Here is a 5,479-nt window from a genome sequence, read left to right on the forward strand (position 1 = left end):
TTTCCAAAAGAAAACGGTAAAAAAGAAAGCAGCCGAAAAGTGCGGTGCAGCGGGAAAACAAAAGGAAACGGAATAAGTCCCGAAGGGTGGTGAGCGTGCGAGCCATTATGCCGTAGTCTTTTGTTTTAACCATGAGGTGCGCCGCAATAACTTAGCTGCCTTTTTCGCCGTTTCGTAATGGAAAAGAATCAGAAGGGAATGAAAATATCTCTAAGAAAATTAATACGAAATCAATATTTTTGCGTTTAATCTTTTATTAGAGAGATATTCCTCTATAATTATTCACTACATGAAAAAATTATTTATACTAGCCTTTATCTTTTATTACAGCCTTACAACAGCCCAAAGTATTGCAAAAGATACTCTCCTGAAAAGAGATATCGACCTTGTAATTGAAGAGGTTAAATTCATGTACGATTATGATCAGGCATTAAGGGAATATACTTTATTTAAAACATTTGATAAGAGTAAAACCGACAGTATCGAAAATCTGGAATCCGACCTCACACGCAAATATATTGTTGAAAATAAATTTAAGTCTGACACATTATCCAAGCATATTTTCAAGAACTACATCAATCATTTTGATGATTTACACACCAAGAGAATCATCGAGCTGACCAAAAAATACGGCTTCCCGTCTAAAGAGAGACTGGAACTATATTCTCAAAAAGAACTTGGAGATGAATTCAACCCCTATATTTTACTGGTTCATGCTCCTAAAGCCTACTGGGAAGAGTTAAAAGTTTTAATGAAACAGGAGCTTCTTGACGGAACAGTAGACAGGTGCAAGTACGGTCATCTATTATGGCATTTTAATGGTCGAAAAGATGTGAATGACCTGCTCAATAATGGGTTCGAATATATAGAAGATGAAGATGGAACAAAAAGATTAAGCGCAGTAAATTGTGATTGACACAGTACAAACTGTCCTATTTAAATTGACTACATAACGATATCATTGCCTGTGTAACACCTTTCTTTTGATGACATAGAATTTAAGTAGGATGTAGTCGTAAAGCAAAGCTAGTAGCAGAGCTAAGCTTGCAATTAAAAGTACTTTCACCTTTAAGTAAGAATAGGCAAATCCACCTGCTAATCCTCCCGCAAAAAAACACGCTATAATAGCCAGTTTTAAATAGATACTCCTTTTAAGGGTAAAGTTCTCATTGGCTGTTTTGTAAAACAAAAGCTGAGACAGTTCTATACCCAGATCTGTAAATATTCCTGTTAGGTGCGTTGTTCGTACCACCGACTGCGATACCCGGGTTACCAAAGCATTTTGCAACCCCATTGCGAACAATAGAGTACAAGCCAAAAGATCAGGCTGATTAAATTGCAAAGTGGCAACCAAAACCAAAAGAATAATTTCAAGCAGGATGGGAACAACATAGGAAAGGTTCTCCTTTATACGGACAATAGTCTCACTTATAAGATTGGAACAAAAAGCTCCGGCAAGGAAACTTAACAGAAACCAAAGGTAAATAACAGCATTGGAAAACTCTTCGCTTACAAAAGTTCTTGAAAAGAAAGCAAAATGCCCGGTTACATTTGTAGTAAGAACATTTACCGACAACAGCCCTACAATGTTTACAATTCCTGCCACAAAAGATAAAATGGATGCCAACCTAAGGTTATGTCCATACGATCTTCTTTTGCCTTTGTGACGAAACATTTATTTGATGATTTTCTAGAATAAAGATACTCATTTTAAGTGCAATCTTTTGTTCAATATTTCAAGCTTTTGGAATATAGTTGATTTCTAAAAGTGCATGCCTGAAGAAGCATGCTCTTGAAACAATACAAAAGCAAATCCTGACGGTGCGCCGGAAGGTTTTGGGTACAACTAAATTTCCCCTGTTAATTTACTAGATAGAAGGTTTGAAGGATAAAAGTTTTTAAGAATCTTTGACACCAACGGTTCGGGGATTGCCAAAGTGAGGGATTTTTAGAACTAAAGTTTAATAGAAGAACGAATATTGAACCTTGGACAAATGTTCAATCGAAGCTGTTCGTCCCAGCTTTTAGCAATAGCTTGTTAGCAGCTGTATTTGTTTCATTATAAATAATTTCCTGTTCTTGCATATTTCAAAAAATATTCACCACTCTGAAACAAATAACATTCAAAATACTCTTCGATATCCCCCATCTGTAACTTAAATCCTTTTTCAATTTCATTTTCTATGTATTCTAAATACGTTTTATTATAAGTAACCATAAAAGAAGGATAAGTTGTTTTTTGAGTTTTAAAGTCTAAAATATAATCACTGGGTGGAGCATCATTGAAAAACTTTAGATACTGAAAAGCCCAATCTATTGAATTTTGAAACTCCAAATTTTCTTCATTATGAATTGTGATACATAACAAAAAGATAAATTGTTCAATGTTGATATAAGGATAATTATCAAAATCTTCAAGAAGTAGTTTGGTTAGATTAGAATCTGGTAAACTTCCAATAGTTTTCCATAGCACTAACAGACTATTAAGTGTGTTTAAATTTGTTATTGTTTTATACTCGATTTTTTTTCCAGCGTTTATGTTTTGTAAAATATCAGCAATCTTTTCTGAGTTTGTTTTGTTAAATTTATTACTTGCGAAAATTGAATTATCAAGTGAGTTTTTTTGGATATTTAAATAATAGTTTTCATTCCTTATTTCCCACTTCTGAATGTCTTCTCTTGTAAAAAAAAATAGGGTGTCTTCGTTGTCATAGTTGTCGTCTTTAAGATAAAGGAAAAGTAAAAAATTATCTTTTACATAATTTGTATGGATTTTCAGGTTCGAATTGTTTTCAGTAATATTTCGTCCTTTTGATTGACATAAAATTATTTTGTGCAAGCCGTCAGCAAGTTCTTCTTCTATAAAAAAGTCACCACCGTTTTTATCAAAGTTAGGATGACTAAATTTATAGCCGTATTTTGACACTTTAAAAGTCGCACAACTTAAAGCTTCTTGTTCTAGTGGTTTATTATCTCTCATTTGTTTTGTAGCGTGTTGTCTTGCTTAATGTCGGTTAATATAACTACTAATGTTCATGCGCTAGGCTAGGCAGCGAAGTCGGAAAGTGCATTCCTGAAAGAGCATGCTCTTGGCACAATGCAAAAACAAATCCGGAAGGTTTTGATTATTCTTTTAATTTTAATACTGAAATATAATCATCAAGATTTGTTGGAATTAGCTTTGTTTTATTATGCCTATAAGCATCCCTTAGAAAATCTGAAAATGAAATTGCTGTATCTAAATACATTTTTTCAAATGCTTTAATTCCGCGGACTGATCCTAATTTTATATGATGATGATATTGTTCTATCAACATTTCTAATCCGTATTCACCTCTTTGTCTAAAATGAGATTGGTAAAGAATTAATGAATCAATGTTGATAACTGTTAATGGTTGAATCCTAACTACTTCATCTGTAGAAAAATTATGAGCTAGTTCTTTTTTAAACCAAAGGTTTAGTAATCTATTAAATTCTAAAGAATCAAACTGTCTATCATGAGTTACTAAAATTGGATAAATTCTTAAACTTTCTAATTTGTAATCGATGTCTATTTCCTTATAATATTTATCAAAAACTCTCCTAATATTAGTTATAATTTGCATTATAGCTTTATTAGTTGTTTTATCATCTTTTACAATTTTTAAAAATTTTTCCTTGAAAGCTTTTGATAAAATAGAAAAATCTCTTGACTGCTTTTCATTCCCCTTTAATATAACATCCTTACTCTCAAATAGTAAAATTTTGTTTTTAAATCTCACGTACATATCTGGTTCACCAGAATAACCTGCTGACTTAAAATTTTCACCTGTATGCTTTTTCCAGTCTCCTTTTTTTGGGAAGCAATTATACAATGTCTTATAAAGCAATACTTGTTCCGAAAAACTGTCACAGTATAATGATCTAAAGTTTTTAATTCTGCTCCCTAAACTCACTTCTTCATTAATTTTTAAGCTAAATTCAAATACTATACTTTTATGTATTCTTTCAATTAAAAATTGTTTATTAATAATTAAGAATGTAGAATCATTAATTCTCACAAGAGGTCTGCTTCGTATATTTACAAAATCAGGAACTTCCAAATAATCTAATGGAGCACTAAAAAGATCTAAAAAATTTATGTTTACTTCAAAATCTTGATTATGTTCAACTATTACTTCACTATAATTGTCATCGTTATGACGAAGAGCAGGCACCAATAATCCTAAGATGCGGATAATCCATTGCTGCCAGGAATCACATCCATAATTATTGAGGAATTTAGCTAGGTGTTCTTTAAAAAGGCTGTCTCCTTCCAAAAAAAGGAAAAAGTCAATACTTTTCATTAGTTGCACAATAAAAATCTCGTTTAAATCATAATTTTGCAAGTCGTAATCATGGTATGATATTCCTAGTAATGATGCACTAAGTAGTTCATCATCTCCTTGGGGAGGCAAATTCTTTTGACCTTCTTCTTCAATCTGGTCTTGTTCGGAATTTAGCAATAAAAATGCCTTAAAGAGACGTTCTTCAAAATCATCAGTATTTATTACCAAAGTTGAATCAACATCTTCTTTAGCTAGTATATAAGATAAAAGTCTTAAACCACTGGTGACATTAATAATTGAAGTATTTACAGGTGCTTTTACTTTTAATAATGCACCTTTTTCAGGATTTGAAAACCACTTATCAATAGTACTATGAGAAGTTTCATCATTTTTACTAACAGCAATTAAGTGACATGCACTCCTCAATAACTCAATTTTGTTAATCGGGTCTAATAGCTCTTTTATCGTTTCACTACTTCCATTATAAAAACTCTGGTAATTGAGTCTTAAAATCATGTCGGCTGTCATAAAAATAATTTTGAAATTAAAAAAAGAGATTACTTAATTTAAGTAATCTCTTTTCAACAAATAAATATAATTATTTATTATTAAGCAGTTTCTCCAAGTAAGCCACTTTATCTTTTTCCGCTTGAAGTAATCTTTCGTAAAGCTTCTTATTTTCTTCAAATAACTCTACTACTTTATCTAATGGATTAAACGTACAGTGACTGGCGTTAAAAGTTCCCTGACTATTAGTGAAACTATTGTCATAAAAATTATTGAAGAAATTAATAGCAGCTTCTTCAGAAAAATTCTTAATTGCTTCCGGCGTTACTCCAAGCACATTAGCAACTTCAATCAACTTTTCATCATCTATCTTTTCACTGTTTTCAATATTAGAAACAGCCTGTTGGCTAATTCCTAATGCATTTGCCAAGGCTTCCTGTTTCATTCCGCGAAGTTCACGAATACGGCTAATTTTTCTTCCTATGTGGTTTTTTGTAGGTGTGTCCATAATTCAAAAGTATTGAAAATTCTGTAAGCTATTTATTAGTTGGTAAAATACAAGCTGCAAATGGTAAAGTACAACACGCTGTGGTTCGGTACCTTACCATAACTTCTTTACTTGCTGTGTATAAAACAAAAATAAGCTTTTTCACTTAATGTTCCAT

At 31.9% G+C, this 5,479-nt stretch carries 5 protein-coding genes; 1 reads left to right on the plus strand and 4 read right to left on the minus strand.

What is annotated here, in order from left to right; translation table 11 throughout:
• The first annotated feature begins 289 nt into the window (after positions 1 to 289).
• A complete protein-coding gene (locus GN157_RS11410) occupies positions 290 to 916 on the plus strand; it encodes a hypothetical protein (RefSeq protein ID WP_157483524.1) in 627 nt (208 codons plus the stop codon).
• A 42-nt stretch (positions 917 to 958) separates the two neighbouring features.
• On the opposite strand, the gene GN157_RS11415 is transcribed toward GN157_RS11410, so the two are convergent.
• From GN157_RS11415 to GN157_RS11430, 4 genes are all read right to left on the minus strand, one after another.
• Complete coding sequence (locus GN157_RS11415; RefSeq protein ID WP_157483525.1) at positions 959 to 1,675, minus strand: YoaK family protein; 717 nt, start codon at positions 1,673 to 1,675, stop codon at positions 959 to 961.
• 384 nt (positions 1,676 to 2,059) lie between these two features.
• On the minus strand, positions 2,060 to 2,980 hold the full coding sequence (locus GN157_RS11420; protein WP_157483526.1) for a hypothetical protein: 921 nt from the start codon (positions 2,978 to 2,980) through the stop codon (positions 2,060 to 2,062).
• A gap of 145 nt (positions 2,981 to 3,125) precedes the next feature.
• Positions 3,126 to 4,835, minus strand: a complete 1,710-nt coding sequence (locus GN157_RS11425) for a hypothetical protein (protein WP_157483527.1) — start codon at positions 4,833 to 4,835, stop codon at positions 3,126 to 3,128.
• Between the two features lie 70 nt (positions 4,836 to 4,905).
• A complete protein-coding gene (locus GN157_RS11430) occupies positions 4,906 to 5,322 on the minus strand; it encodes a helix-turn-helix domain-containing protein (RefSeq protein WP_157483528.1) in 417 nt (138 codons plus the stop codon).
• Positions 5,323 to 5,479: the final 157 nt, after the last annotated feature.

This window comes from Flavobacterium rakeshii (assembly GCF_009741375.1).
GTDB classification, from domain to species: domain Bacteria; phylum Bacteroidota; class Bacteroidia; order Flavobacteriales; family Flavobacteriaceae; genus Flavobacterium; species Flavobacterium rakeshii.

Bases quoted from the DNA above. Each gene is read 5' to 3' on its own strand.
- GN157_RS11410 (WP_157483524.1), top strand. From the start codon at position 290: ATGAAAAAATTATTTATACTAGCCTTTATCTTTTATTACAGCCTTACA.
- GN157_RS11415 (WP_157483525.1), bottom strand. From the start codon at position 1,675: ATGTTTCGTCACAAAGGCAAAAGAAGATCGTATGGACATAACCTTAGG.
- GN157_RS11420 (WP_157483526.1), bottom strand. From the start codon at position 2,980: ATGAGAGATAATAAACCACTAGAACAAGAAGCTTTAAGTTGTGCGACT.
- GN157_RS11425 (WP_157483527.1), bottom strand. From the start codon at position 4,835: ATGACAGCCGACATGATTTTAAGACTCAATTACCAGAGTTTTTATAAT.
- GN157_RS11430 (WP_157483528.1), bottom strand. From the start codon at position 5,322: ATGGACACACCTACAAAAAACCACATAGGAAGAAAAATTAGCCGTATT.